Annotated in this window: 16 protein-coding genes; 3 read left to right on the top strand and 13 right to left on the bottom strand. The window is 71.2% G+C overall.

The features are described from left to right. Positions 1–41: 41 nt before the first annotated feature. From ACFOYY_RS29235 to ACFOYY_RS29210, 6 genes are read right to left on the bottom strand one after another with little or no spacing between them, the layout of a single operon-like run. Positions 42–2,246, bottom strand: a complete 2,205-nt coding sequence (locus ACFOYY_RS29235) for a TIGR03986 family type III CRISPR-associated RAMP protein (RefSeq protein ID WP_386193899.1) — start codon at positions 2,244–2,246, stop codon at positions 42–44. Then, entirely contained in the window at positions 2,243–2,812 is a 570-nt protein-coding gene (gene csx19, locus ACFOYY_RS29230; protein WP_362773070.1) for a type III-D CRISPR-associated protein Csx19, read from the bottom strand. The genes ACFOYY_RS29235 and csx19 overlap by 4 nt, the downstream gene beginning before the upstream one ends. Continuing rightward, positions 2,809–4,398, bottom strand: coding sequence for an RAMP superfamily CRISPR-associated protein (locus ACFOYY_RS29225; RefSeq protein ID WP_386193897.1), 1,590 nt, complete (start codon positions 4,396–4,398; stop codon positions 2,809–2,811). The genes csx19 and ACFOYY_RS29225 overlap by 4 nt, the downstream gene beginning before the upstream one ends. Beyond that, a complete protein-coding gene (locus ACFOYY_RS29220) occupies positions 4,395–6,752 on the bottom strand; it encodes an RAMP superfamily CRISPR-associated protein (protein ID WP_386193894.1) in 2,358 nt (785 codons plus the stop codon). The genes ACFOYY_RS29225 and ACFOYY_RS29220 overlap by 4 nt, the downstream gene beginning before the upstream one ends. Further along, the gene (locus ACFOYY_RS29215) at positions 6,749–8,350 is read right to left on the bottom strand and encodes a Cas10/Cmr2 second palm domain-containing protein (RefSeq protein WP_386193891.1); all 1,602 of its coding nucleotides are present in this window, start codon (positions 8,348–8,350) and stop codon (positions 6,749–6,751) included. The genes ACFOYY_RS29220 and ACFOYY_RS29215 overlap by 4 nt, the downstream gene beginning before the upstream one ends. After that, positions 8,335–9,510 carry a hypothetical protein gene (locus tag ACFOYY_RS29210; protein WP_386193888.1) on the bottom strand — a complete coding sequence of 392 codons (1,176 nt, stop codon included), beginning with the start codon at positions 9,508–9,510 and terminating at the stop codon, positions 8,335–8,337. Before ACFOYY_RS29210 ends, ACFOYY_RS29215 begins: the two co-directional genes overlap by 16 nt. A 113-nt stretch (positions 9,511–9,623) precedes the next feature. Between ACFOYY_RS29210 and ACFOYY_RS29205 the strand changes: the two genes are divergently transcribed. Together ACFOYY_RS29205 and ACFOYY_RS29200 are read left to right on the top strand one after the other, a co-directional pair. Beyond that, on the top strand, positions 9,624–10,367 hold the full coding sequence (locus ACFOYY_RS29205; RefSeq protein ID WP_386193885.1) for a CRISPR-associated endoribonuclease Cas6: 744 nt from the start codon (positions 9,624–9,626) through the stop codon (positions 10,365–10,367). A gap of 437 nt (positions 10,368–10,804) precedes the next feature. Then, on the top strand, positions 10,805–15,112 hold the full coding sequence (locus ACFOYY_RS29200) for an nSTAND1 domain-containing NTPase (RefSeq protein WP_386193882.1): 4,308 nt from the start codon (positions 10,805–10,807) through the stop codon (positions 15,110–15,112). Between the two features lie 151 nt (positions 15,113–15,263). Here the strand turns inward: ACFOYY_RS29200 and ACFOYY_RS29195 are convergent, their stop codons facing one another. Together ACFOYY_RS29195 and ACFOYY_RS29190 are read right to left on the bottom strand one after the other, a co-directional pair. Further along, a complete protein-coding gene (locus ACFOYY_RS29195; protein WP_362773049.1) occupies positions 15,264–16,805 on the bottom strand; it encodes an alpha/beta hydrolase in 1,542 nt (513 codons plus the stop codon). Between the two features lie 94 nt (positions 16,806–16,899). Further along, positions 16,900–17,376, bottom strand: a complete 477-nt coding sequence (locus ACFOYY_RS29190; protein ID WP_352015515.1) for a hypothetical protein — start codon at positions 17,374–17,376, stop codon at positions 16,900–16,902. Between the two features lie 66 nt (positions 17,377–17,442). On the opposite strand from ACFOYY_RS29190, the gene ACFOYY_RS29185 reads away from it, so the two are divergent. Continuing rightward, positions 17,443–18,141 (top strand): helix-turn-helix domain-containing protein, encoded by a 699-nt coding sequence (locus ACFOYY_RS29185; protein WP_386193877.1) that lies wholly within the window; start codon positions 17,443–17,445, stop codon positions 18,139–18,141. On the opposite strand, the gene ACFOYY_RS29180 is transcribed toward ACFOYY_RS29185, so the two are convergent. From ACFOYY_RS29180 to ACFOYY_RS29160, 5 genes are all read right to left on the bottom strand, one after another. Continuing rightward, complete coding sequence (locus tag ACFOYY_RS29180; RefSeq protein WP_352015513.1) at positions 18,120–18,773, bottom strand: class I SAM-dependent methyltransferase; 654 nt, start codon at positions 18,771–18,773, stop codon at positions 18,120–18,122. The two genes, ACFOYY_RS29185 and ACFOYY_RS29180, sit on opposite strands and share 22 nt — an antisense overlap. A 154-nt stretch (positions 18,774–18,927) precedes the next feature. Further along, entirely contained in the window at positions 18,928–19,275 is a 348-nt protein-coding gene (locus ACFOYY_RS29175; protein WP_352015512.1) for a CU044_2847 family protein, read from the bottom strand. Then, the gene (locus tag ACFOYY_RS29170; RefSeq protein WP_386193874.1) at positions 19,272–20,657 is read right to left on the bottom strand and encodes an ABC transporter substrate-binding protein; all 1,386 of its coding nucleotides are present in this window, start codon (positions 20,655–20,657) and stop codon (positions 19,272–19,274) included. The genes ACFOYY_RS29175 and ACFOYY_RS29170 overlap by 4 nt, the downstream gene beginning before the upstream one ends. Beyond that, positions 20,654–21,853, bottom strand: a complete 1,200-nt coding sequence (locus tag ACFOYY_RS29165) for a hypothetical protein (RefSeq protein WP_386193871.1) — start codon at positions 21,851–21,853, stop codon at positions 20,654–20,656. Before ACFOYY_RS29165 ends, ACFOYY_RS29170 begins: the two co-directional genes overlap by 4 nt. Continuing rightward, a complete protein-coding gene (locus ACFOYY_RS29160; RefSeq protein ID WP_386193869.1) occupies positions 21,850–23,334 on the bottom strand; it encodes a VWA domain-containing protein in 1,485 nt (494 codons plus the stop codon). Before ACFOYY_RS29160 ends, ACFOYY_RS29165 begins: the two co-directional genes overlap by 4 nt. Positions 23,335–23,344 lie beyond the last annotated feature (10 nt).

Raw genomic sequence — 23,344 nt, 5'->3', positions numbered from 1 at the left:
GTCGCTCTTGTCCGGAATGGCCGCCCCCCGTTCTTATGGAGTCATCTCTTGTTACCACCTTTCCGCCGGGGGCCGTTGGCGCCTTTTCTTATGGTTTCTTCGGGCAGCGCTTTCTTCGGATAGATCCTGAGCGGGGGAGTGGTGGCATCCAGGCCGGGGAGCGAGCGTTTCGTCCGGATTCTCGGTGACTTCTCGTCCTGCTCGTTCACGGTGAACCACTCGAAGTTCCTGCCCCTCGGATCCGGTGGCGCGGGAACCCCGGGGGGAAACCCGTCCGGGCGGGTGCGGGGGTAGTGCACCGGCAGCGCGGGGTCGCCGCGCGACACCGTGAGCATCGCGTCGCGGATCGTGGACAGCGCCGGAGAGGCGGCCGCCTCCTTCTCGAAGACCCGTCTCGCCTCGTCCAGGACCTTGACGCCGTCGGTCGCGGGAAGGCCGCCGGTGAGGGTTCGGTAGTACGCCGCGTACTCCGCCCCCGTGTGCAGTTCGGTGCCGGTGGGATCGACGGCGAGCCGGACGCTGCCGAAACCGAGCGGGCGGCCGAACCCCAGCCGGTGGAAGTGTCCCTCCGGCAGGCCGAGCAGCCAGGCGAGTGCCCCGAGCTCGTGCTCGTCGAGGTCGCGGACCTCGACGGTGAACCGGAAGACCGTGCCGGGCCGTACCCAGCCGTTGATGGAGCGGTTCTGGGAGTCGCGCTGCTCGGCACCGGGGACGGTCTCGTGGCGCCGCCGGTCCCTGGTCAGCCGGCCGCTGTCGTCGGGGGCCTTCCAGGAACGCGCGTACTCCCGGTGGCGGCCACCGGCCGGAGCCTGTGCCGGGTCCTCGGCGCCGGGGATCCTCCAGTGTTTCCCGGCGTCCAGGCCCGCGTGGTGCCAGTAGACCTTCCTGCCGCGCAGCCCACGCCCCTGCGCGTAGAGCTCCTCCTTCGGGGTGCCGTCCTTGATCGGCCGCTGGGGACGCTGCCTTGACTCCGCGAGGTAGAACCGCCCCTGCTGCGGCTTGGGGCGGCTGAGGATCGCCAGCGGCAGGCCGTCCCCCTCGAACCTGTCCACGGTTTCCGCGGCGGTGCCCTCGCAGGTGACCGGGCCGACACGCAGCCGTCCCCGATATGCCGAGGGCCGTACACCGGCCCCCTTCGGCGCCACCCACCCGAACACCCGGTCGGCAGGGGACAGCCGTTCGTAGGAGGGCGCCGGGGCCAGGCCCTCTCCCAGAAGCTCCGCCGGGGCGACGGGGTACAGGTCCCGCGGGATGAGAACCGGATACAGCCGATCGACCCCGCCGTCCACGAGCCTGGCGTAGCAGATGGCGGAACGCCTCAGCCGCAGGTGGTTCTCGTCGTGGAGGTGCGGGCTCCAGGCGAGTCGGCCCGGCCCGTCGCCGACGCGCCGGTCCGGCCCGGCGGGCAGGCCGTCCGGGGTCCGCCTCCGGCGAAGCTCGTCGTCGTCGTGGGCGGCACGGTAGTTCCGGATCAGCGACTCCCAGTTCTCGGCCAGCGCCTTCCACTCCCGGGCGAGGGGCAGGGGAGACGGCTTGTCTCCCGGCGGCAGATAGAGGAACCGCTCGTACCTCTTGCGTTCGACGTTGGGGCCGGTGATGTAGGCGATGCCGCTGACCACCTTCTCCCCTCTTTCCGCGGTGAGCGTTACGGACGAGTCCGCCGGAGCGAAATCAACCACTTTTTCGCCGTTTTTGGTTTTTTTGATCACCGCCCGAAGGCGCTCCATGTGCACAGGAGCATGGAGGTCGCCGTCCGGATAGAGGTTCTCGCCGCTCTCCTTGTCGTACATCTCGAACAACGCGCTCCGGAGACGGAAGAGCGTCCCCTCCCCGGCGACGTACACCGGCACCATGCCCAGGGCGTATCCCGCCTCGCGCCGGAAACCGAAGGGGGTGTCGTGGTCCTCGAAGACGCCGAAGCGGGAGTTGGTCACGGCCTCGTAGGCGGCGCGGAGCATGCCCTTGACCGTGGTCGCGGGCAGGTGCGGGCGGCCGTCGCGGAGCCGTACGGGGTAGACCCGGTGGTCCTTCTCCCCCGTCGAGGCAGGGACGGCGCGGGTGGTGTCCAGGAGCAGGAGCGGGGTCTCCACGGTCAGCGTCACCGCGATCCGGCCGGTCAGGCACCCCGCCCGCAGCCGGTCCCTCGACGGGGGCGGGGCGTCCCCGAACGCGTCGGGCAGGGCATCCCTGGGGAATGCGGGAATGAAGGTGTAGGGGTTGAGGAACCCCTCTTCGCCGGTCGTCACGCGATTCCCTTCGCACGATAGGTCTCGAAGCCGATCAGCCGCTCCTCGGCGACGTGGACGTTGCCGTGGTCGTCGCCGACGACGACGTACTCGCGGGTCAGCAACCGCACCCGCCTGTGGTGCCCCTCGGACCGGGGAACGGCCGTCGCCATGGGGACGGTCAGGCGGCCGACCCGGCTGGAGGAGAGCGCGACCCAGCCGGGGCCGGGCGAGGCGGAGTCGTCGACCACGCCCCACAGGAGGTAGTGGTTGTCCAGGGTCGTCAAGGCCTCCAGGTCCTCCACCTCCTCGTCGAACGCGGGCGGGAACGAGGCGCGATCCTCGGCCAGCAGCACCGCGCGTTCCCCCGTCCAGCGCAGCTCGGCCTCCCCGGTGAAGACCCGCGCCTCGTAGACGGCCGACAGGTCGACGACCCCCTCGGGCGTACGGCACGTCCCGCCCGTCACCGAGGCGACCCGGTAGGCCGACGGCGTCGTCAGCAGGGCGCACCCGCCGTCGAGGCCGGACGCCTCCAGCGCCCGCGGCAACGTGAGACCCGTGACGGCGGCGGCGCGCAGAACGGTCATGACACCTCCCGTGCCAGGTAGTCGGTCCAGGCCCGTGCCACGGAGGACGCCTCCGGCGAGTTCAGGGCCTGCGGCAGCGTGACCGGCCGTGCCCAGGGTGGGCCGGTCAGGACGATCTCGGCGACCTCGATGTCGCCGAACCCCCGGTTGGCGGAGGCGCCGAGCGGAATCCGCCCCCCGGCCAGGTCGCGAAGGGTGACGAGCAGCAGGGCCAGCGCGACCTCGGAGCCGGAACCCAGACGGGTGAGGTCGACGGAGAGCCTGATCGGCTCCCACTTCACCGCGTGAGGTTCGAGCACGGTGAACAGCCGCCCGTCGGCGGCTCCGCCGGTCCACCGGTCAAGGGCGACGTGGTCGGCCCGCGCCATCCCCAGGTCCTCCAGCCGGTCGCGGACGGAGTCGGCCAGCGCCCCCTCCCGCGTCTCCTCGTCCCCACCGGACTCCCCGGGGTCGCCTCCGGTGTCCGCCCCGGTCACGGCGTCCCACAGCTCGTCGGGGACGGTCACCAGGGCCGCGCACTCCTCGGCGCGCAGCGCCCCCGCCCCACGCTCCCGCCCGTCACGGGCCGCGCCGAACAGGGCCCGTACGGCGGGCAGTTGGTCGAGCCGGGCACGGAAGGCGGCACTGTGCTCGGCCGCGGAGGCGTCGAACGGCGCCGGGAGGCCGGGAACACGCCGCGCGGTGCGTTCGACCAGCTCGGCGTGGTTGCGCAGCACCCCCTTGATCGACCCGCCGGGCAGGACAAGCGTGACGTGACGGCGGTCGACCCGGGTGGTGAGCGGCAGGGTGTCGGCGAACAGGCCGCTCGCCCCGGCCCTGACCATCACCGGCGCCAGGGGCCGCCACTCCACCCGGACGTCGAGGACCTCTCTGGCGGCCGGCAGCTCGGGATCGGTCCGGAGCGCGGGTTCGACCCCGCGACGGCGCGCGGGATCGTTCCGCAGTACGGCCAGCAGCCCCTCGGGGGAGTCGAACCGGTCGACGACCAGCTCGAACGGGTCGTCGAGCAGCCGTACCGCGCCCAGACCCCTGCCGGTCGCCGCGCCGAAACGCACCTTCCCCGCACGCAGCGCCGTGAGCATCGCGTCCATCCTGGCCTCGTCGAGAGCGGCGTCATCGTCCGACTCGATGTCGATCTCCAGCCTGACGTGGTGCCCCGCCGGGACGACGGCCCTGCCGTACAGGAACCCGGGGGCCGCCGCCCCCGTCACCCTGTCGATGCCCACCGAGGGCCGGAACTCCAGGGCGGCGACGTCGAGCGGGGCGGCGGGCAGGCCGTGTTCGTCGAGACGGTGCTCTGTCGTCACGAGGCCGTCGGCGACGACCACGCGGCTGGCGCGGCCCTCCTCGTCCGTCGACCCCCACAGGTCGTCCAGCGCGCCGGGTGAGGCGCCGTCCATCCAGTGCCGCAGGACTCCGGCCAGGGTGGTGCCGGGGACGTACGGCCTGCCCTGGCCGTCGAGCGCGATCGGCAACGGCTCGGACGGGTCGTGCCCCAGGCCGCCGACGTGCAACGGCGTCGTGGTGAGCAGCCAGCCGCGTGCCCTGATCCTGCTGGTGAAACGGTGTCTCGCCCTCGGGTTCATCTCTCGCTCCCGGTGCCCGTCGAAGTCGCCTCGTCGCGGACGTGCGCGGCGAGGCAGGAGTCCGTCAGCACGCGCACCGCCTCGTGCCGGAGCTCGGCCCGCAGGCTCTCGATCCCGTCGCGGGTGACGACGAGCCGGTCCTGCGGCAGTTCGAGCAGCTCCCAGACCGTGTCGGGGTCGGTCAGCAGCCTTCTGAGGGCCGTCACCGCCTCCTTCGGCCAGGAGGGCCGTCCCGCCTTGTCCCTGGTGAGCCAGAGCAGTTCGCTCTCCGCGCGGCCGGACGGCAGGCCGCGGACGATCCGCCGCAGCGCGTTGAGCTGGGTTCCGGAGACCCGGGCGGGGACGACCCGGGCACGCGACGCCGGGTCGGCCCTGATCCGCTCGCAGGCCCGGTGGATCTCCGCACGCCAGGTGGCGCGCTCGAAGACGCGTGCCTCCCGGTGTCCCTTCTCGTCCGGCGCGAGCGGTTCGACGGGCCCGGCGGGCCCGGCCGGTACGGGAGACACGGACGGGGAGGCGTCGACGGGGCAGAGCAGGACGTGGTGGTCGAACTCCACCTGGCCGAACCCCTCGGCCCTGCGCTCACCCACCCCCGCGGCCCGTACCTCGGCGAGGACCTCCGGGGTGAGTGCGCCGTCCTTCACCGTGAAGGTCAGGCAGCTTCCCTGCGCGAGGCCGTACAGGGTGGGGCGGGGAAGGTTCCACCCCCGGTGCCAGCTGTCGGTGCGCTGCTCGCCGAGGGCGGAGGTGACTCCCCTCCCGGTGGTCGTGGACGTTGGCCTTTCTTCGGTCCCGGTGACCGGCTCCAGCCGTACACCGGGGGCTCCCGCCTTCGCGAACGCCCGCTCAAGCGCCCGTGCGACGTCACGCGGGTCCATGCTCGGCCGGAGTCTGCGGTCACGGACCAGCAGGCCGGACAGCAACCACATCCTGAGCTCGCCGTCGCCGCGCCCACCCGCCGGGGGAACGCCGGCCGGAGCGCTGACCGGGGTTGCCGTGACCTGGATCTTTCCGTAGTCGTCCTTGGCCGAGCGGCCGATCCGCCAGCGTCCCGCCAGCCGCCTCGCCCAGCCGTCGTCCAGCGTGCCCGTACGGACCCGCACCTCGGCGCGGAGCACCGTCCCGGTCGCCAGCGCCCGGTAGACGTAGACGCCGCCGACCTCCCGGGTAGGCCGCTGCAGGTCGTCCTGGATGGTGTTGTGCATGCGTACCGTGCCGGCCGGGGTGACGACCGTGTACCTCTCCGGCCCTTCGGGCACGAGGTACCCCTCCCGGTACGGCTTGCCCCTGGACGGCCCGCCTTCCGCCATCTGGTTGCCGATCACCGTGCCGTCCGCGTTCTTCTCGTGCACCAGGACCCTGGGCACCGGCAGCGTCCCGGCTCCCGAGGGAGACACGGGGAAGGCCGCCGTGACCACCAGGTCTCCGGTGCGGACGAGGGCGTGCGCCCCGCCGCCCAGCCTCCTGGCCACCTCCGGCATCAGGCACCAGCCGGGGAGGTGGTCGGCGCCCCTGACGACGTTGCCGAGCACGGTGGCCGCGACGAGCACCGGCTGTTCCACGGTGACGAGCAGTTCCACGCGCTCCCATCCCGGGCCCGCCGTCCCCGCCGGTTCCGGGCGGTCGGCGACCTCGTGCCGTGGACCGCCCGGCGGCGGAGGGACACCGTCCGGGGGCGGCGGCGTCCACTCGGGGGAGACGCCGGGGCCGTCGAGGGTCATCCGGCAGCGGCCAGGACCACGCCGCCGCTTGCCGCCGATCCGTTCCAGCAACCGTGCCCCGGCGTCCAACAGGGCGACGGCGGCCTCCCGCTGGGCCTCATCGAGCTTGTCGAATCCGTCGATCCTGGCCCGGCCCTCCAAGGTGACGCCGTTCCTGGCCATCTCCTCGAAGCGGAGCATGCCCTCCTCCGCGCCGCCGGTGCGCGGATCGACCGCCACACCCGGCTTGCGGAAGGTCGTCGCCAGCGCGACGTGCGGCCGCTCCCGCAGCACCTCGGAGAGTCTGCCGGGCAGTCGCAACGGGCCGTCCAGTGTCAGCGCCGCCGGGCTCGACGTCCTGTTCGCCGCCTCCGGGGTCCTGCTCGCGAGGGCGTACTGGCCGCCGAACAGGTATCTCACCCAGGCGTGCCACACCCCCACGAAGCCGCTGTCCAGGGCGTACGCCGCCAGCTCGCAGGAGTCGCGCCAGACGCCGACCAGGGTCTTGGCGGGCACGACCGGGGGAGCGGGAGCAAGGGCGGACGACTGTTCCTCGCGCTGGACGAGCCGGTCGACGTATCCGGAGGCCCCCCTTCCCGTGCCCACCCCCCAGTCGCTCACCATGAACAACGAGATCGTGAACTCGCCCGTCACGCGTTTCCTCCCTCTGACCTTTCCGGTCCCTCCGGGACGAACGGCCGGGCCGCCAGCACGTCCAGCAGTCTTGTCACGGTTCTCCCCTCGGGGTCGGTCCATGTGAGGCCGCCGTCCCGGGCCAGGGCGAGCAGGGCCCCGGTGCGCACGGCGTCCTTCTCGAAGCGGCGGCGCGCCAGCTCGAAGCGGGACGTCGCGACCTCCTCCCCCAGGCACATCCCCTCGCGCAGTTCGTGCACGAGACCGCCGGGCAGGAGCACCTCCCCCGAGACCGGGTCACGCCGCCGCAGCGCGGCGACCCCTTCGAGCAGGTCCTCCCAGCGCCGCCCGGACGCCAGGCCGTTCGCACAGCCCGCTCCCACGAGGTACGGCGAGGCCGACCGGCCCCCGCCGCCGGACAGGGCGGCCGAGCTTCGGATACGGCCCAGGTCGGGAGCCGAACTCTCGAACAGCGCGACGAACGACAGGGCCGAGCTCCAGCTCTTGACCCCCTTTGCCTCCCTGGTCAGCTCCTCGGCCAGCTCGTAGGCGAAGTGAAAGGGGTAGTTGCGCTTGACGATCGCCACCCCGGCCGCGGCGCTCAGACCGTCGCGCCCGAGCCGTTCAAGGACGGGACGCAGCAGGAGGTCCTCCTTCGTCAGCTGCTCGAAGCGCTCCAGGTAGTGCCGGGCGAAGGACAGCGCGACCGTTCCCTCGCACACCACGGTCAGGTCGTCCCCTCCGATGATCAACGGCAGGACGGGGACGGGCTCGCGGGAGGCGAGTTCGCCGGCGGTGAGCCGCAGCGCGGCGGCGAACGCCCGTTTGGCGCAGCCGTCCACACCGCGGGAGAGGGCGCGCAACCTCTCCGCGTGGCGGCGGTCCCGTTCTCCGGGCGGCAGGGAAGCGCCCTCCGCGCTGAGGTCGTCCAGGCCGCCGAAGACCTCGCCGAGGCCGTTGCCGTCGGCGTGGACCACCGCCACCCACTCGGCCTCGAACCCGAGCCGGTCGATGATCCCGCTCATCGTGGCCCGGTCCGTTCCGGCGATGGCGGACATCCGGGAGAGCGCGTTCGGACGTGATACGCGTTTCGCCTCGGACACGGCGGACTCGGGACGGGCGGCCTCGCCCTCTCCCTCGGCGTGCAGGCCCTTCGCGGGAAGCCCGTCCGACGCGCAGTCCGCCACGATGGGCAGGCGGGGGAAGCGCGCCAGCGGTCCCGGCTGTCGTTCGCGCACCGTCGGCAGCCTCCTGCGCGCCTCCTGTACGGCGGAGGCCAGCGAACCCTCCTCGTAGTCGACGATCACGCCGCACATGTCCAGCCCCGGGGCGGTTTCCAGCGCGACCAGCCTCATCCGCGTCACCAGCCGTCTCCCGGCCGCTCTGTCCCTGACGAGCACGGTGACTCCGCCCGCGCCCGCGACCAGCAGCTCCGCGTCATGGGTGTCGACGCGCCAGCCGTTCCTGTCGAAGCCGGGGAAGACCTGCTCCAGCGCGTGGTCGGCCCACTCGCCCTCGACCCGGGCGATCAGGTCGGACGCCCCGACGATCTGCCGGCGTTTGCCCGAGGCGAAGATGTAGCGCTGGAGACCGGCTGTGCCGATCATGACGAGGTGCATGTCTCTCCTGTCTCGTGAGGGGGCTCCGTCCCGGGGGAGCGCGGGGGCGTTCCGTGGGAGGGCTCGACGACCCGCACCGTGTGGCCGAACAGCCAGCCCAGCGTGAAGGCGACGCTGGCGGGGGCGGCGATGAACAGCCGGTGGGTCAGACCCGCGTACTGCGGTCTGGCCCGGGTCCAGGCGCGCCACGCCGCGTAGACATGCCGTACGACCAGTTCGAAGTCGGCGGTCGTCTCGGGAAGGTTGGCCGGGCCACCGTCGACGACCAGCGCGGCCCGGCACCGCGCCCACTCTCCCCGGGTGTCCGCGCACCCCGTGCCCGCCGCGCGCAGCGCCTGGGCGACCATCAGCGGGTTGTCCGACAGGTGCACGACGACGGCGACGGCCCGCCCCTCGGGGTCGCTCTCGAAGTCCGGCTCCTCGACCACCTCGGCCAGTTTCGCCGCCCGTACGGCCTCCGCCGGGCTCAGCGGGTCCTTCAACCGGCCACTGATCCGGACGGCGGGGAAGAAGTCCGTGTGCGGGCGTTCGGAACGCTGCGGCAGCGTGACCCGCTCCGGGATCTCGTGCATCCCCCGCAGCTCACGCTGGATGTGGAACTTGAACTTCGCGCCCAGCTCGAAGGCGTCGGGCAGGGCGGCGTTGACGTACAGGGACACCGGCGTCGAGGGGTCGGCCGCGGACAGCTCGGTCAGCCGGGCGCTCACCAGCTCGTAGGCCACCTCCAGTGCGTCCTCACGGGCCGCCTCACCCCCGGCGTTCTCCCCGGCTTTCCTTTCGGTGCCGGATCCGGACGCAGGGACGGTCCGCCGTACGGTGAAACAGGAGTCGTGACCACGCCGGGCGTGGTCGGACGCCGCGACCACCCACTGGCCGTCCCAGGGGTCCCGCCGCCCCTCCCTCGGCAGGGCGACCACGATGCCGACCCCTTTGCCGCGTTGCTGCCACAGGTTGATCCCGGCGAACACCCCCGCCGCGACCACGCACAGCACCGTCAGGAACGGCCGCCGCTCTCCCAGCCAGCTCTTGATCACATCGGGCAGCGTGCCCGCGGCCACCGCGGCGGCCACACCGGCCAGGGCCGCGACCGCCCATGTGGACGTCCCCGCCAGCACCTCCCTCGCCCTGCCCGTCCCGCTTCCGGCCCGGGGAAGCCCCATCTCCGCACCGCCCCATCCGTCGTTCCTCGCTCTCACCCCCTACAGATGGACGACGGCTTCGAAGCCGTCGTCCATCAGTAGTCGACGAGAGACGGAACAGGCGGGAGGAAATGATGCGGTTGCGGATCGAGGTCACCACGGGGGCCACCGAACTCGCGTGGACGAAGGTGCTGTCCCCTGGTCGTTCCCTGCTCTACGACCTGCTGACACGTGAGGTCCCCCATCTCGGGCGGCTCCTGCACGCGCGGGGGGCCGGGCCGTACGGCATGGTTCCGCTGGGGCACGGCGCGCCGGTCTTTCCCAGGGCCGCGCGGGTCAGGGGCAGGTACGCCGTCGGCGGACGGGGACACGTGGAGCTGGGCAGCCCCCTCTTCGAGGCGGTGACCGCGATGGCCCAGGGGATCAAACGGCGGGAGCTGCTGGACTGGGGCGGGGCGGCCTTCCGCATCCTGAACGCCACCCTGGCCGAGCCCCCGGCGTTCACCTCGGGTCGTGCCCTCTTCAGGACGCTCACCCCGGTGGTGGTGAAGGGCGCGGGGAAGGACGAACAGGGTGAGCGCGTCACCCGTCAGGCGTGGCTGCTGCCGGCCGACCGGGAGTTCCCGACGTGCTTCCAGCGCAACCTGCGGCGCAAGGCCGAGACGCTGGGCCTGGACCCGGAGGTTTCGCTGACCCGGATCACCTGGGTCGGCGCCAGGCGTTCCTTCTCCGTCGGCTCGACGGGCCAGGTGCGGGGCGGCAAGTCCGGCGCGCCGGTCGAGGTGGAGCTGACCGGCCCGCCGGAGACCCTCCAGGCGATCTGGAGCTGGGGCCTCGGCGAGGCCAACACCGCGGGTTTCGGCTGGATCGCGGGGTGAGAGATCTCCGCCCCTCTGTGGTTCCCATGCTTTTTTCGCGGGTCTGGCCGTATGAGATTCCCGCTTTTATCGTGGATTCGGTTGCGGTTTGACGAACCGCGAGATCCGCTGCCCAGACCGTGTTTATGATTTCGGAGTCCGAAGGCTGGAGCAAGGTGTGAAGACAGCCTGAGGTGACGTGGATCGTGCGCACCACCTGTCAACAGCACAATCGACTGAGAACCGGCTGAGCGGAATCGGACGCCTCCGGACGTCTCGATCCTGCTGATCACCGCTGATCAGTTTGGCGAATCACACTCCCTCTTGATTTCGGTGTCTCGCCGTCCCCGAAGCGAACGTCGTCATCGCGAGTGCGGCGATCGCAGCCGATTTCTCGGGGGCCTACGTGAAGGCGCGGCGAGCGGCCGACGTCCGGCCTGAGGCGCGGAGGAGGTCCGATGGCGGAAACCGTACGGGCGTGGTCGAGCAGTCCGGACGAAGCCATGGCCATGGCGGTCGTCCAGATCAGAGGACGGGACGGCGTCGGGGGCGGGGCGGGCTTTCTCATCGCTCCGGATCTGGTGCTGACCTGCGCTCACGTGGTTTCGGACGCGTTGGAAAGGCCTCGTGAGGAGGCTGTGGCTGAGGGAACTCCAGTCACGGTCGAGTTCTCGCTACGCGCGCTCCCACCCGGCGACGACGCTCGTCCTGTGTGGTCGGCCCGGGTCGAAAACTGGGTACCGATCAGGGCTGAGAGAACCGGGGACATCGCCGTTCTCCGGCTGCCGGAGCCCGTACCCGGCACCCGTCCGCTTCCCATGGCCGATCCCGACAACGTGCGGGGTGGTCAGGTGCGCGTGGTGGGGTTTCCCAGGGACGCGCCGGGTGGGATCTGGTTCGAAGGCAGGCTCAGCGGTGCCACGGGCGAGGGATGGGTGCAGCTGTCGAGGTCCAGCGGGCAGGTCGCCCACGTCAGGCCCGGTTTCAGCGGTAGTCCCGTCTGGGACGACGCGCTGGGTGCGGTGGTCGGTCTGCTGGTCGCCGCGCAGCCGGTGGGCGACGCCCAGCAGGCCTACGCACTGCGTACCAGGACCATCGTGCGGGAGGTCCCCGAACTCGGTCCCGTCATCGACCCGCCTTCTCCCTTCAGAGGGCTGGAGCCGTACGGAGAAGGTGACGCGGACTTCTTCTTCGGGAGACAGGAGGACATCGGCAACATCGTCAAGGCTCTGCGCGGAGCGCGCACCGTGACGGTTTACGGACCTTCGGGGTGCGGCAAGTCCTCGTTGGCCCTGGCCGGTGTGGCGCCCCGGATACGGGAGGACGGACACGAGGTCCTGGCGTTCAACGCCGGGGAAATCTCCTCCGTGCGGTCGGCGCTGGCCACCGAGCTGTACGAGGCCGCCAGGTCCGGGCGGTACGGCCCCGTGCGCGCGCGGAGCGCCGACCAGGTCGAGACATGGCTCGCGGACAAGGGGCTTGCGGACACGCTCCACCGCGCCCGTGGTACGGCTTCCGGTGGTCTTCTCGTCGTTCTTGACCAGGCAGAGGCGCTCCTGAACCGTCCCCAGGCCGAGGTCGACGAGCTCGTCGACCTGTTGTTCCCGCAGCGGCCGACCGCTGGAGTGCGTGTCCTGACCACGTTGCGCTCTGACCTGATGGATGCGGTTCTGAAACACCCACGGCTGGGGCCCGCCCTGCTCGGCGGGGCGACGGTACCGCTGGCCCCCATGTCCTCCGGGCAGTTGGAGGAGGTGATCGCCAAGCCCGTCGAGCGGCTCGCGGCCGTGGAATACGAACCTGGGCTGGCCCGGCGCATTCTGGACGACACAGGTGGCGAGCCGGGCGTTCTTCCACTGCTGGGGTTCGTCCTGCAGAAGCTGTGGGAGCAGCGGAACGGCGGTTACCTGCGGGACGCGGCCTACGAGGAGATGCAGGGTGTGTCCGGCGCGCTGGGACACCACGCCGAACGGGCCTGGGCGGACCAGGTCGACGGCAAGCCGGAGCAGGAAAAGGCGGCGCGACGGCTGCTCACCAAACTGGTGCGGATGCTGCCCGACAGCCAGATCCTGCTGCGTCGCAGGCTCACCCGGGACGAGGTGGACGAGACGCAGTGGGAGCTAGCCAAGGCTTTCGCCGAGCGGCGGCTGCTGGTGCTGTACGGCGGTGAGGGGGAACCGGAGAGCGCGGAGCTGGCCCATGAGGCGCTGATCACAGCCTGGCCTGAGCTGCGGCAGCAGGTGGAGGCGGACGGAAAGCTCCTGACCGGGCAGGCGGAGCTGGCCCATGACCTACGGCGCTGGCAGCACGGCGGACGGTCGGCGAACCTGCTGCCGGACAGAGAACAGTTGGAGGTCATCGACCAGTGGCTGGGCGGGCGTGAGGGTGAGCTGACCAAGGAACAACGCGAGTTCCTGGCACTGGCCCGGCGGCGGAGCCGGATGTCGCAGCGGCGAACCCATGCCGTGCGGACCGCGCTGACCATGGTGTTCGCGCTGATCGTGGGCCTGGCCACCTTTCTCGTCGATCAGATGCTGGTCAGCGCGGAGCGGGCGGACGAGAACAGGTCACGGGCTCTGGCGAGCTTCACGGCGGAGATGGCCAAGGAGGACCCGGGACTGGCGACCCTGGCAGCTACCGCCGCCTACGAGATCGCGCCGACGCAGGAGGCGCGTAACGCGTTGTTGCAGCGATATGACCAACTCAAGGACGCCGTCTGGATGCTGACCGGAGTCCAGGGGCCGATCCGTGCCGCCGGGATGAGCGCCGACGGCACGGTGACGCTGGCTTCCTCCGAGCTCGGCCGTGCGACGTTGTTCCTCCGCCAAGCCGGCGGAAGGATTCTGCGCAAGCATTTCGATCTGGCAGGGTACGCGACCTTTCCGCTGGTCAGCAGGGACGGTCGGCGCATTGCCTATGTGCTGGAGGGGACCGGCACGACGATCTGGCACGAGGTGCGCCACACGGCGCACGACATTGTCCTGGGACCGGCGCACCGGCTGTACGGCACCGCTCCGCAGAGGTACGTCATGGGAGGAATCTCCGGTTCCTACAAGGTCATCGACTTCTCGCCGAACGCCGACCGGATCGCCACGGTGATCTCCGATGGGCGGCTGCAGGTGTGGGACCTGGCGACACAGCGGCTCAGGCAACTGCCGGGGCGACTGCCCGAACTGCGGCAGGTGTGGTTCGGCCCGGACGAGAACACGCTCGTGGCCGTACGACTGGGCGACGGGAACTCCCCGGTGTCCATCGATCTCCGCAGCGGCTCCGTACGAGAACTGGAGAACGGCCGGGGCATGTCGGAGACGGATCTGACAGAGGCCGAGGTGTCGGCTGACGGGAGGGTCCTGGCCCTGTGCAGGAAGCCCTCCAGCGCGAAGAAGGCCGTCTACCAGATCCTTCGCGTGTCTGACGGGCACAGGATGACGCGTTATGTTCCGTCCGCTGACTACAGCTCATGCCAGGGGCTCGCCGTCGACCGGACGGGCGAACGCGTCGCGGTCAATGAGGGAGAAGGGAGGTGGACGCTTCTCAGCGCACGGCCGGGTACCTCGCCACAACGGCTCGAAGGTCCTGTCCTCTCCCTCGGAGACAGGGCGGGTCCCCTGCTCGGTACGCCGGACGCCCCCGTAGTGGTCCGTCGAGACAAGATCAGCATGATCGGCTGGCGGATGTTCGCCGACGATGGGCTGCAGGTGTTCAGCCCGCCGCTGCTGCTCGACCAGGGGCGCACCATGCTGGTCCGTGTCGGGGAGAACGGCGCCGGGACCGCTGATCGACTGGTGATCAAGGAGACCGGAGGGCAGGAAAGAACACTCTCCGAGGTTCACATTCCCGCCACGCCCCCTGACCCGGGACTGCTGTTGACCATAAACCGCGCTGGGACATTGGTGGCCGATGTGACCGACCAGAACAGGGTCACGGTCTATGAGCTTCCGCACCTGCGCAGAGTGGCCGAGCTCACCGCCCGTATGCCCCCCGCCGGCAAGAACGGGAAACGACTCCGGGTGACCTCCTTCTTCTTCACAGACGAGGAACTGGTGACGGTCTCCGGAAGCGTGATCGAACACTGGAACGCCCGTAATGGTCGGCCTCTGTCCGACCCGTTCGACATTTACGGTTTTCTCGGCGGGGCCGACCTCAGGGAGCTCTCGGTGGGTCCGTACTACGAGCCGGGATACATAAAGATCACGAACGCCCATGATCACACTCTGCGGGCCGTCCGTCTGGCGACCCACGTGGAGAACCCGGATCTGCGGATCAGCCTGGGGCCCGATCTGATCACCGCGGCGATCGAGCCCAGTGGTCGCTATGCCATCGTGCTGACCCGAGGCCTCATGGTCGAGTTGTGGTCGGTACAGGACCGTCGGCGAGCACGGAAGATACTGGGCCCGTTCGGACCCATGGAAGCAGAGAAATGGCAGGTGGGGATCATGGAGAACGACGGATCGGAGAGTCCGGGATTCTTTCTGGCCAACGGAAGTTCCGTACGCCTCATGAGGATGACCGGCTCCGGTGACGTCGAGGTGACCTCCTACAACTTCGCCGGCAAGCAGGACTTCATGGAGGCTTCCGACAACGGCAGGGTCCTGCTGAGGAACCGTAAGCCCACGGAGTACACGGCCCGAGGATCTGTGGAGCTGTTCCGGCTCGATCCTGAACTGTGGAAGTCCCACCTGTGCGGCGTCCTTGGACGTGACCTCAGCGAGGACGAGCGCCGCAACCTGCCACGAGGCGTACCGGACGTCGTCTGCCCCGCCTGACGGCGGAGCGACTCCGGACGTCAGGAACCGAGGCCGGCAGGAGGGCGGGAGTGAGGACCGGTGCGGGAACCCGGTCCTCATTCCCGCCAGGAGCCACCATCAGAGCGCGTCGTCAGGAGCGTCTTTCCGGCCGACGCGCGCGAACCGGGGACTACAGGGGAGAGGTCCAGCCGGGCATGTGGGGAAGCGGGGAGACGAGCTTGCGGAGGTTGTCGGTCCCGGTGTTCGGCGGGACGGCCGGGCAGCGGGCTCCTCGGGCGGGGAGGGTCCGCGAGATCAGGTAGGAGTCGATGGCGCCCGTGGCGCACGGTCCACGGCCGTAGACGATGTGACCCCAGCCCTCGTAGGTGAGCAGGCGCCCGGAGCGGCCGAGCTGGCGGGTCGTGCTCACGGCCCACGGGTAGACGGTGGCCGGGTCGTGCAGCGAGTTGGCGACCAGAAGCGGCGTGTCCGTACGGACCCTCAGCTCGTGCTGCGGATTGGGGATCGAACTCGGCTCTCCCAGGCACGTGAAGACCGGGAAGACCGCGAGGAAGCTGTAGCGCATGTCGGGCGCGATCCTGCCAAGCCTGCGCAGGTGCCTGTCGTACTCGCGGAAGTCGCGGACGGGCAGCCGGTAGTCCTCACAGAAGATCTGGAAGGGGTTGGGGCTGACGTCCTGGGCGCTCTTGGCGGCCAGGGGCGTGGGCAGCTGCCCGGCGGTGGCCTGGCCGGTGTCGAGGGCGGCCAGCAGTTCGGAGAACGGACGCCAGGTGTCGGCGCTGTAGAAGTAGTCCAGCGCGGTCCAGCTGAGGACGAAGGGCGTCAGCAGGGCGCCGGGCTGACCGGGGACACTGAGTTCGCCGCGGTCGGCCCGGGCCATCAGCCCCTTCCAGAGGGTTCTGACGTTCCCGTCGTGCTGGAGGCAGGCCTCGTCACGCTCGCACCAGGCCACGAACTCGTTGAAGGCGTCCTGCGCGCCCCAGGTCCCGGTGTCCATGAAGGTCCGGGTGTCGACGCTGTGGTCGATGACGCTGTCGAGCACGAAGGCCCGGACCCGCCGGGGGTAGCGCTCGGCGTACTGCTGGCCGAGGAGGGTGCCGTAGGAGATGCCCCAGAAGGACAGCTTCTCCTCGCCCAGCGCCGCGCGGAACGCGTCGAGGTCGGCCGCGGCGCTGAGCGAGTCGACGTGGTCGAACACCGGGCCGGTGCGGGCCCGGCAGTCGGCGCGCAGCCGCCTGCTGTAGGCCACGGCCCTGTCGAACTCGGCCTGGCTCTTCACGATCGGGTCGGGGGCCTGCTGCAACAGCTCCGTCGAGCAGACCACCGGGTTGCTGCGGTTCGTGCCGCGCGGGTCGAGACTGACGACGTCGAAGCGGCGCAGGGTCTCCGGGGTGAGGATCTGCGGGCTCGCGAGGACGAGGTCAACCCCCGACCCTCCGGGGCCGCCCGCGGCCACCACGAGCGTGCCGATCCTGGCGGCAGGGTCGGTGGCCTTGCGGCGGGCGACGCCCACGTTGAACGTCCCGGCCGCCGGACGCCTCCAGTCGACCGGTACGGCGAGCGTCCCACACTCCGCGCCCGAATCCTCGGGGCAGGGGGCCCAGGAGATCGCGGCGCTGGGGGCGGGGGTCCGTGTGGTGTCCGCGGAAACCGGGGTGAAGGTGGATAAGGGGATCGTGAGCCCTAATAAGAGGGCAAATGCCTTACGCATGTCTTGATGATCGCCTATTTCCGGCGAGCGATCACCAGACGGAGGTACGGACCGTTTCCTCCCTTCGGAGGATCGGTGGACCGGGTCCCCGGTGTCACATGTTCACGCGTGTCCTGAACCGCTCGTGCGCGCTCTGCTTGGAGATCCCCATCGCCTCTCCGACCTGCGCCCAGGACGCGCCGGACTCCCGGGCCCCGGCGACGGCCTGGTCGAGCAGGACGCGCTGCCAGCCCTCCACCTGGGACAGCAGCGTCAGGGCGGCCAGCGGGCGTTCCGCGGCGAGTCGCGCGATCCGCTCGTACAGGAGGTTCGACTTGACCACCAGTTCGCTGGGCGGGGCGGCGGCGATCAGCGGGGCGGCGTGCCTGCTCCACCACCGGTACTCCGTCTCCTTCGCCCCCTCCCGCGTGGGCGGGAACCGGCGCTGGTCGGCCCACCCGCACGAGCAGGCGGCCTGGTAACCGACGAACTCCTTGACGAAGGCGCTTGAGGAGGAGGCCGGTTCGCCGTTGGGCAGCACCGGGGCGGCGAAGCCCTCGTGACCGGGGATGTCGGGGCTCATGAACGTCATGTTCGTCAGGATATCCTGACGAATCCCGGTCGGCGCAAGGAAGTCGTACCGGGCAGAATCGAAGGGATGAACCCTCAGGAGGGGCCGACGCCCCGGTTCTCCGTCGGCGAGGGGTACGCGGTGTACCAGGGCCCGACACCGGACGGCTCCTTCCACCGGCACGCCGCCTTCCAGATCGCCGTCGCGGTCCGGGGCGAGGTCTCCGTCGTGGACGCCTCGGACATCCACCACCGGGCCGTGACGCTGGTCGTGCCGCCGATGGAACGGCACCGCATGCTCGCCGCGACGGATCTCGTCGTCTTCTACGTCGAGCCGCACTGCGTGTTCGCCGACCGGCTGCGTGAACGCCACGGGGACGGCGTGACCCCCGCTCCCGAACTGCGCGGCCTGCGCGCGGAGGACATCGGCAGGGCGGGCGCCCGCCCGTCGGGTGAACTCGACCCCCGGCTGGTCGAGGCGCTGGACACGCTGTGGGACGGAAACGTTCCCATGCCCGTGCTGGCCGCGACGGTTGGGCTCTCCCCCCAGCGGTTGCGCGCCCTGGCACGGCACCAGGTGGGCATGCCGCTGACCCGCTGGCGGGTGTGGGCTCGGTTGCGTCTGGCGGCTGAGGCGTTGCAGGCGGGACGCTCCCCGGCCGAGGCGGCGTTCGCGGCGGGCTTCGCCGACCAGGCGCACCTCACCCGCCGGATGCGCGAGATGACGGGCCTCACGCCCGTGGCCGTACTGTCGCTGCTGCGCGGTCAGCCCTTGCGCGCGACGTAGATCGAGATCGAGCCGGTGGCCGTGGAGACCACCTCGGCCTCGTGCACGTCGCGGAACCCGGCGGCCGACATGAGACCGGGAAGCGCGCCGTCGGCGTTGGGCTGGGTGTCCTGCCTGCCGTCGGCGAACTGGACGGTCAGGAACGCCAGCCGCATCAGCTTCGTTCGCTGCAGCCCGTAGTCGGCGATCACCAGCCTCCCGCCCGGCCGCAGCGCCGTGGCCATCGACGCGAGCACCGCCCGCTTCACCGGCACCGGGCACTGGTGGAGCACGAGGCTGGACACGACGGTGTCCACCGAGGCGGCCCCCAGCAGGCCGGCCAGTTCGTCGCCCATGCCGGTCTGCCAGCGCACCGTCACACCGGAGGCGGCGGCCTTGCGCCTGGCCGTGGCCAGCACGTCGGAGTCGGGGTCGAGGCCGATGATCCGCGCCCTCGGCTCGACGCGGGCCAGCGTCACCGCCAGCGAGCCGGTGCCGCATCCCACGTCGACGATCACGTCGTCGGGGCGCGGCGCCACGTACATGGCGGCCAGCGCCCGCCACAGGCGTTCACGTGTCAGCGCGACCACATGGTCGTAGAACCGGGTGGGGGCGAAACGGCCGAGGGCGGGGGTGAAGGTGTTCTCGCTCATGCCCGGCAGTCTCGTCCGCGCGCCGCGGCCCGGTCTTGAACGAACCGCTCGCGGATGTCCGCGGGGCCCGGGTGGCGGCGGTCGGCGCGCCACCGCCGGGGGGACGGGCGCCCCGGGCGGCCGTGTGGCCGTCGCCCGGGACACCGGTGGGAGGTCAGGAGGGGTCGGAGAGGATTCTCAGGCGGGGTTCGCGCTGCCACTTGACCCGCACCTCGAAGTGGCCCTCCGCGCCGGTCTTGGCGATCACCGCCCCGGCCTCCGCGCTCAGCCTGACGCCGAACTGCAACTCGACCTCGTCCGGTGGTACGGCCATGGCCTGGAACTGCTTCAGGGCGCTGGAGGCCGCGTCGCGCACCCCGGCCAGGGCGCCCTCGAAGGAGACCTTCGCCTGGGCGAGGCCGCCGTCCCTGCGGGAGAGACGTTCGAAGCCGGGGGCCGGGTCGAGTTCGACGAGCACCGAGCCCTCCTCACCGTCGATGTCGAAACGCACCAGTTCTGTCATGGGGTGACTCCGTTCGGTTTCACGGGCCGGATGGGCCGGCCGGGCCGGTTGAGGGGGCCGGGGCAGGAGAACGACAGCAGGTCCTTCCGCTCCTGCTCGTTCGGCCGCCACCTGTTCTTGACACGGTCCTGGACCCGGTCGAGTTCGGTGAGCAGGTCGGGCAGCCGTTCCGGGGCGCTCAGATACTCGATGACGGCGTCGCCGAAGGCGTCGCGCAGGGCGGGCGGCATCAGGTCGGAGGCGTCCAGGCACACCATGGCCGCCCCGTCGAGGGTGTCCGCGACCTTCCTGCCCACCGGATCCTTGACGGAATGGACGTCGGGGGGCACTCCCAGGTTCGCCGAGAAGGCGGCACCGGCCGGGATGGCGGGCCAGATCCGCTGGGCCTCGTCACCGGCGAGGAACCTCATCAGCTCCTTTGCCTGCGGGGTCGCGTTGAACATCCCGGCGAAGTCGGCGGAGACCACCACCGACCGGCGAACGGCGCCGCCCTTCCCGGAGGGGAGGGACGGGAAGGGGAAGAAGTCGACGTCGCCGCCCGGCGGGTAGGTGACGATGACGAAGGACGCCTGGTGTTCGAGGAGGCAGCCGGGCGGGTCGCCGAACAGCCCGAGCCCGGCCTCGCTGAAGTCGGTCAGCAGCGCGACCCTGCGGCCCTGCCGGTCGAGGCCGGAGGCGTCCAGGATCCTCCCCCACGTCTCCCACGCCTGCCGTACCTCGTCGGAGGTCCACGCCAGCGTCCCCGAGGCCCACTCCCGGTATTTCTCGGGACCGACCTGGTGCAGCAGGATGTCCTCGATCCAGTCGGTCCCCGGCCAGCCCGCCGAACGCAGGGCCTGCATCCCCAGGCACCAGACGCTCCGTGCCCGGCCCCCGGTCCGCAGGGAGAGCGGGTCTCGCATCTCCTGGGGGGAGGGCCGCCAGCGCGACCGGTCGTACCAGACGAGGCTCTTGAGGTTGACCTTGAACGGCACGGCGTACACCTTCCGGTTCAGCCGCAGCAGCCACGGCCGCCCGTACTGGTCCTGCCGGGAGACCACCCCGTCCAGGGGGAGGAGGTCGCCGCTGTGGGCGTACTGCGCCAGGTCACCGGTGCTGGGCAGGATCGCGATGTCCGGGGGTGTCCCGCCCCGCAGGTCGGAGCGGAGCGTCTCGTCGATCGCGCGGGTCCCGGTGTACTCGACGTGGATGCCGGTTCTGTCCTCGAAGGCGGCAAGGACCTTCCCGAAGTGCTCGGCCTCGGTGCCGGTCCAGGTCGCGAGCACCGAGACGGTACGGCCTCCGGGCAGCGGCGCGCACGCCGTGGCGCACACGGTGACGCCCAGCAGCGCCAGCCCGGCGACGATCCTCGTGGTGACCCTGTGGAGCGTTCTTCGTCTCATCGTGGCCGGTACCTGTACTCGTTGAGGCGTGGGTGGATGCCGCCCCAGATCAGCGCCCCGGCGGCGGCGGAGAGCAGCGGGATGAGGAAGACCAGGCCCGCGTACTCCGTGGCGTCCCGCATCCGGACGTTGACCTCTCTGATCTCGGCCGCCTCCCTCGGGACCGGTGGTGGGGGGACGTCGCTCCGTACACGCAGTTCCTTGGCGACCGTGGGGCCGCACGTGCCCGGCGTGCCGCAGACGGGGTCCAGCAGTCGCGCCAGCCGTTCGTCGCCGTAGTCGTGCTCCGCCTCGACCCCGGCCTTCCTGGCCTCGGCCACCCTCCGCGTCATCGTGCCCGCCTCGTCGAGATCGGCCCCGGAGAAGTAGGCCGGTGAGGTCGCCGCCGCCAGGACGAGCACGAGCGCGGTGGCCGTGAGCAGCCGGGGGTTCAGGTCCCGGCGGAAGCGCCGCCGCAGGAAGACCTGCGTCCCGCAGAGCAGGGCCAGCGTCGTCAGGAGGCAGAGGCCCCAGCAGACCGTGGCCGTCCGCATCGCCCAGGTGGACGGGAACTGCGCGCGCAGCCATGTCCACTGCCGTTCCTGGGCGTCGTCGAGCGTCTTGAGGATGCCCTGCCTGTCATGGTGCATGAGGCGGGAGGCGCCCCAGAGGTAGGTCGCGCCGACGGTGCCGTCCCCGCGCCGGTAGTGCTCCCCGGCCTGCTCGACGAGGGTGGTGTAGACGGCCAGCATCCCCTGGGCGAGTTGCAGGTCGTCGCTCCTGCCCGGCACGTCGTCGGCGACGTCGTCCCTGGCCGCCTGGGCGAGGTTGAGACCGGCGGTCTGGATCTGCTCGCGGTACTCCTGCTCGGCGGGCAGGGTGAGCGTGGCCCCTCCCGGCGATGGAACGCCCGACCCCGAAACGCCCGCCTCTGCGGTGCCCGGTTCCGGGGCACGCGCCCCTGAGGCGCCCGGCCCCGGGGTGTCAGGTTCCGAGGTGCCGCGTTCCGAGGTGCCGAGGAAGGTCTCGACGGCGGCCCGGTCGGCGGTGGCCAGCGCCTGCCGGACGCTCGATATCTCCAGGATCGCGGAGATCGCCCTTGAGTCCGCGGTCTGGTGCACGCCCTGGAACAGCCAGAAGGAGGTGACGAACAGCGCGGCGACGGCGACCGTCAGCACGGCCCGGAGGCGCCACAGGGTCCTGCGCGTGGTGCTCACCGGTCCTCCGGGGGCAGCTCGTCGGGAGCCTCCGACAAGTCCGATAAATCGGATAAATCCTGCAGGGGGAGGCCGCACTGTTCGCAGAACAGGGAGTCCGCCCGTGGCACACGTGAGCAGTTCGGGCACCGCCGCCGCGCGGCCACCAGCCGTTCCTCGGGCTCCTCACCGAGCCGCCGGGAACGGGCACCGGGGCTCAGCGTCGAGTGCCACGAGCTGAGCTGTGACCCCTTCATGTCCCTGGGGTCGATCCGCTCCCTCAGCCGCACCAGCCCCCGGGAGGCGTCCACGACGTGGACCAGGTGGGACAGCCACCGCAGGTTCCTGTCGTTGCCGAGTTCCGTCGCGAGCCGTACGGCCAGGCCCCACGCCCGCTCGGCCTCGGCCCCGTCGCCGGACTCGTAGGCCAGGCGGCCCGCGTCGATCGCCTCCCTGAGCGCCAGGTGCCGGGCGTGGTGGCCGACCTTCGGGTCGACCCGGGAGGACAGCGCGGGCTCGTCGGTCCAGTGCACGAGGATCGGCGTCCCCACGGCGGGTAGTTCGACCTCTCCGGAGGCCCCCTCGGCCGCCGCCAGGTCCACCCGGGCCAGCCGCAGGTCCTCACCCCTGTCACGACCGGCCGGATCGACGTCTATGCGGACGAAGTACTCCCTGCTCTCCTCACCCCACGGCCCCGTCCCGAACTCCACCGTCCCGTCGGTCCGCACGAGCCGCCCGGTGAGGTCGGCCTCGACGGGGAAGACCTGTTTGACGTAGCGGACCTCGGCACCGGGCAGCAGCCTCAGCCTGACGCGCAGGTCGGGGACACCCCTGCGCATCGCGGAACGCGTCATCTCCCGGAAGTCGGCCACCAGGTCGGCGTCCTCGCGTACGGCGTCGGCCGTGCCGTTGAGCCCGGTGACGACGCGCAGCAGCTCCTGTGACGCCCAGCCGTCCCCGATGCCGCGGGCGTCGCAGGAGAAGAGTCCCGCGCAGGCGTCGAGTTCCGCGTCGAGCCGTTCCCCCGGCTCGCTCTCGTTGCGGCCGTCGGTCAGCAGGATCGCGTGCCTGATCACGGCGGGCCGGGTGGCGAGGACGCGCCGGGCGAGCCGCAGCCAGGTGCTCATCGCCGTGCCGCCGCGTTCGGTGAGCCGCCGCACCGCGGCCTTCGCCTCGGCTCTGACCTCCGGCGTCGCCACGGCCAGCCCGGGGGCGGGCGGGTAGACCATCGCGGCCTCGTGGTTGCCGGAGACGACGGCGAAGAACGCGCCGTCGCGCAGCGTGTCGATCGCCGCCGCGCTCGCCCGCCTGGCCGCGCCGATCTTCGTGCCCGGCCTGCCCATGGAGCCCGAGGTGTCCACGAGGATGACCTCGGCCACCGTGGGGGCGAGCCCGTCCAGGCCGTGCGCGCCGATCGTGAGCATGGCGTGCATCTCGCCGGCCGTGGCCCGCAGGTACTTGTTCTGGCCCACTTCGAGGGTGAAGGCGGGGCGTGCGCTCATCCGTTCCTGT

The organism is Streptosporangium jomthongense (assembly GCF_042650425.1).
Classification (GTDB): domain Bacteria; phylum Actinomycetota; class Actinomycetes; order Streptosporangiales; family Streptosporangiaceae; genus Streptosporangium.
The sequence above is the reverse complement of the archived record's forward strand: the minus strand, read 5'-3'. Positions and strand labels throughout refer to the sequence as shown.